The organism is Aliivibrio finisterrensis, assembly GCF_008933155.1.
GTDB lineage: Bacteria > Pseudomonadota > Gammaproteobacteria > Enterobacterales > Vibrionaceae > Aliivibrio > Aliivibrio finisterrensis.
This window is the reverse complement of sequence record NZ_WBVP01000110.1, coordinates 1-352: the sequence shown is the minus strand read 5'-3', so window position 1 is coordinate 352 and position 352 is coordinate 1. Positions and strand designations below refer to the sequence as shown.

1 protein-coding gene is annotated in these 352 nt (G+C 43.2%); it reads left to right on the top strand.

What is annotated here, in order from left to right:
* Positions 1-106 precede the first annotated feature (106 nt).
* A partial coding sequence (locus F8B77_RS17385) for a hypothetical protein (protein ID WP_151656916.1) occupies positions 107-352 on the top strand: 246 nt, incomplete at its 3' end.

Here is a 352-nt window from a genome sequence, read left to right as displayed (position 1 = left end):
TTTTACGACAACACAATACAGCTGTGTTGTTTCCGAAGAATATTCACATCACGATTTTTATATCACGGTATTCCTTGCGAATTTGGCTGGTGAAGGCGTCTACCCCATGTATGACATTTCAGCGCCAGAGAGTTTGCCTAGTGTCAGCTATACCAATAAAAACTATGTGTATCTTCAATTGGCGAGCAATGAAGCGCACACCTTGTATCAAGTGGCGAGTGATTACAGTTTAACCAGCCTAGTTGAAGTCACGGACGTCGATATCAATGAATTGACTTTCTTCTATCATCCCGTCAGTGAACAAAAATTGACGACCCGTTACATTGCGCTACCGAGCCGCATTGATGCCAAC